The following is a 3,778-nucleotide window of genomic DNA, read 5'->3' as shown; positions in this document are numbered from 1 at the left end:
GGCACCAAACTGGTGACCGTGCACCAACCGATTGCCTAATTTTAGGATAAGAGTTTTTTGATGACGTACCTCATTCGTGACGCACTGGAAGCCGACCTCAAAGGCATTCTCGATATTTACAACGACGCGGTGCTTAACACCACGGCGATCTGGAATGAACAGGCAGTCGACCTTACAAACCGTAAAGCCTGGTTCGACGCCCGACAGGCTCAGGGCTATCCCATCCTAGTGATCGTCGACGCTCAGGAAGAAGTGCTCGGCTACGCTTCATTTGGTGACTGGCGCCCGTTCGATGGCTTTCGCCATACCGTTGAACATTCGGTTTACGTGCGTCCCGACCAGCGTGGCAATGGTCTGGGACCACAGCTTATGAACGCATTGATCGAGCGCGCCCGAGTGTGCGACAAGCACATGATGGTCGCCGCCATCGAAAGCGGTAACAGGGCATCCGTGAGCCTGCATCAGCGCCTCGGGTTTACAATTACCGGCCAGATGGCCGAGGTCGGCACCAAGTTCGGTCGCTGGCTGGACCTGACGTTCATGCAACTGAATTTGACACCCGATGCTGCGCCCTCGGCGCCGCGCTCGCCGCCCCTATAAGCTGCACCTACAAGAAAGAGGAGACCCACCCCATGAACGCCGCCCAGTTACGTCGTGTCAACGCCGAAAGCTACCCTCATTACCGTCAGGGTTTGGTTGATTTGTTGCTAGATGCGGTGAAGCAAGGCGCGTCGATAGGCTTCATGGCGAGCGTGCAGCCTGAGCAGGCTCTGGCCTATTTCGACGGCGTGCGGGCAGAGCTGGAAAAGGGCGAACGGCTATTGTGGGTGGTGGTTCAGGAAGAGCAGGTATTGGCCAGCGTACAGTTGTCACTGTGCCAAAAACCTAACGGCCTGAACCGTGCCGAAGTGCAAAAACTCTTGGTGCTGAAGCCGGCGCAACGGCGAGGTCTGGGCGGGCAGTTGATCAGTGCCCTGGAACAGGCCGCGCAACAGCACAAACGCGGGTTGCTGTACCTGGACACCGAAGCCGGATCCCCCGCCGAAACCTTCTACCGCTCGATGGGCTACATCAACATTGGCAAATTGCCCGACTACGCCTGCAACCCTGACGGTGAGTACAAACCGACCGCCATCTATTACAAAACCTTGTCGAGGAAGACCGCATGATTCCTGGCGAATATCAGATCCAGCCCGGCGATATCGAACTGAATGTCGGTCGCCGCACGATCAGCCTGAACGTTGCCAATAGCGGTGACCGTCCGATCCAGGTGGGCTCGCATTTTCATTTTTTCGAAACCAACGACGCACTGACCTTCGACCGCACCGCCAGCCGCGGCATGCGCTTGAACATCCCTGCAGGCACCGCCGTGCGCTTCGAGCCGGGCCAGTCGCGGGATGTGAAGTTGGTCGACCTGGCTGGGCATCGCCGGGTGTTCGGGTTTGCTGGACGGGTGATGGGCGAGTTGGATTGATTACCCTTGTAGGAGCGGGCTTGCTCGCGATTTTTCGTGGTCACACGCGAACGTAGCGTTCAACCCAATATTTTGAAGGTCCTTCGGACCTTATCGCAGGCAAGCCAGCTCCTACAGGATCGCGGTCGCCTCAAACTGATTTTGGATTTAAGGATCGCCCATGAAAATCTCCAGACAAGCTTACGCTGACATGTTCGGCCCCACTGTCGGCGACCGCGTGCGGTTGGCCGATACCGAGCTGTGGATTGAGGTCGAGCAAGACTTGACCGTCTATGGCGAAGAAGTGAAGTTCGGCGGCGGCAAGGTTATCCGCGACGGCATGGGCCAAGGCCAATTGATGGCTGACGAGGTGGTCGACACCTTGATCACCAACGCGCTGATCATCGATCACTGGGGCATCGTCAAAGCGGATGTCGGCCTGAAAAATGGCCGCATCGCCGCCATCGGCAAAGCTGGCAACCCCGATATTCAGCCTGGCGTCACCATCGCCGTCGGTGCGGCCACTGAAGTGATTGCTGGCGAAGGCATGATCCTCACCGCCGGCGGCGTCGACACCCACATTCACTTCATTTGCCCGCAGCAAATCGAAGAGGCGCTAATGAGCGGCGTCACCACCATGATCGGCGGCGGCACCGGTCCGGCAACGGGCACCAACGCCACCACCGTAACGCCAGGCCCTTGGCATCTGGCGCGCATGCTCCAGGCCGCCGACGCGTTTGCGATGAACATCGGTTTTACCGGCAAAGGCAACGTCAGCCTGCCAGGCCCTTTGATCGAACAGGTCAAAGCCGGTGCTATAGGCTTGAAGCTGCACGAAGACTGGGGCACAACGCCAGCAGCCATCGACAACTGCCTGAACGTGGCCGATCAATACGACATACAGGTGGCGATCCACACCGACACGCTGAACGAGTCAGGTTTCGTCGAAACTACCTTGGCTGCGTTCAAGGGCCGCACGATTCACACCTACCACACCGAAGGCGCTGGCGGCGGACACGCACCGGACATCATCAAAGCCTGCGGTTTACCTAACGTGCTGCCCAGCTCGACCAACCCAACGCGGCCGTTCACCCGCAACACCATCGACGAACACTTGGACATGTTGATGGTGTGCCATCACCTGGACCCGAGCATCGCCGAAGACGTCGCCTTCGCTGAAAGCCGTATTCGCCGCGAAACTATCGCCGCCGAAGACATCCTGCATGACCTCGGTGCGTTCTCGATGATCAGCTCCGACAGCCAGGCCATGGGCCGCGTCGGCGAAGTGATCATGCGCACTTGGCAGACTGCCGACAAAATGAAGAAGCAGCGCGGCCAGCTTCCGGAGGACGGCCCCGGCAATGACAACTTCCGCGCCAAGCGCTATATCGCCAAATACACCATCAACCCGGCGATCACCCACGGCATCAGCCATGAAGTGGGCTCTATCGAAGTGGGCAAATGGGCCGATCTGGTGCTGTGGCGCCCGGCGTTTTTCGGTGTCAAACCGAGCCTGATCCTCAAGGGTGGCGCCATCGCTGCCAGCCTGATGGGCGACGCCAACGCCTCGATCCCAACCCCACAACCGGTGCATTACCGCCCGATGTTCGCCAGCTATGGCGGCTCACTGCACGCCACTAGCCTGACCTTCATCAGCCAGGCTGCCAAGGACGCCGGCATCCCGGAATCCCTGGGGCTGAAAAAAACCATCAGCGTGGTCAAAGGCTGCCGTAACGTGAAGAAGTCCGACTTGATTCACAACGACTACCTGCCAGCCATCGACGTCGACCCGCAGACTTATCAGGTCAAGGCCGACGGCGTGTTGTTATGGTGCGAACCGGCTGAAGTACTGCCCATGGCGCAGAGGTACTTTTTGTTCTGATTGTAGGAGCGCGCTTGCTGCGCGACAGCGCGGCGTCGAAGACGTGGCGGCAGCGCACAGGAGATAACAGGTTTTGCCATTTGTACCCGCCAAAAGCGGGTTTTTCAGGTTAAGCAAAAGCGCTACTATGCGACACCGCTCATCGCGTCTGTCTAACAGGAAATCATCCATGCGCCTTTCCCAATTCATCGTCCAGAATGTGGACCGGATCGTTGATGAGTGGGAAGCGTTCGCGAAAACTATTCAACCGGCAGCAGACTCCATGAACCGTGAGGGTCTGCGGGATCACTCCAGGGCAATCCTTTTAGCGTCTGCCCGGGACATGGACACCGCGCAAACCAAGGGTGAGCAAACGGCCAAAGCCAAAGGTGAAGGCCCGGAAAAAACACCCTCGCTGGACGAAGCGGCTGCCAGTCATGGTGAGCTGAGGCACAACGTGGGGT

4 protein-coding genes and 1 pseudogene are annotated in these 3,778 nt (G+C 58.5%); all 5 read left to right on the top strand.

The window, feature by feature from the left end; translation table 11 throughout:
- Window positions 1-60: 60 nt before the first annotated feature.
- Complete coding sequence (locus M0974_RS27545; protein WP_297844646.1) at window positions 61-600, top strand: GNAT family N-acetyltransferase; 540 nt, start codon at window positions 61-63, stop codon at window positions 598-600.
- Between the two features lie 32 nt (window positions 601-632).
- Window positions 633-1,169: a GNAT family N-acetyltransferase gene (locus M0974_RS27540; protein WP_297844643.1), complete on the top strand. Its 537-nt coding sequence runs from the start codon at window positions 633-635 to the stop codon at window positions 1,167-1,169.
- Complete coding sequence (locus tag M0974_RS27535) at window positions 1,166-1,474, top strand: urease subunit beta (RefSeq protein WP_297844640.1); 309 nt, start codon at window positions 1,166-1,168, stop codon at window positions 1,472-1,474. Before M0974_RS27540 ends, M0974_RS27535 begins: the two co-directional genes overlap by 4 nt.
- A 160-nt stretch (window positions 1,475-1,634) precedes the next feature.
- On the top strand, window positions 1,635-3,335 hold the full coding sequence (ureC, locus tag M0974_RS27530; protein WP_297844637.1) for an urease subunit alpha: 1,701 nt from the start codon (window positions 1,635-1,637) through the stop codon (window positions 3,333-3,335).
- 169 nt (window positions 3,336-3,504) lie between these two features.
- Window positions 3,505-3,778: pseudogene (locus M0974_RS27525) on the top strand (sensor histidine kinase); the annotation flags it as partial.

The organism is Pseudomonas sp., assembly GCF_026224925.1.
In the GTDB taxonomy this organism is placed as follows: Bacteria; Pseudomonadota; Gammaproteobacteria; order Pseudomonadales; family Pseudomonadaceae; genus Aquipseudomonas.
Note: the sequence above shows the minus strand (reverse complement) of the source record. Positions and strands in the feature narration are given on the sequence as shown.

Bases quoted from the DNA above. Each gene is read 5' to 3' on its own strand.
- M0974_RS27545 (WP_297844646.1), top strand. From the start codon at position 61: ATGACGTACCTCATTCGTGACGCACTGGAAGCCGACCTCAAAGGCATT.
- M0974_RS27540 (WP_297844643.1), top strand. From the start codon at position 633: ATGAACGCCGCCCAGTTACGTCGTGTCAACGCCGAAAGCTACCCTCAT.
- M0974_RS27535 (WP_297844640.1), top strand. From the start codon at position 1,166: ATGATTCCTGGCGAATATCAGATCCAGCCCGGCGATATCGAACTGAAT.
- ureC (WP_297844637.1), top strand. From the start codon at position 1,635: ATGAAAATCTCCAGACAAGCTTACGCTGACATGTTCGGCCCCACTGTC.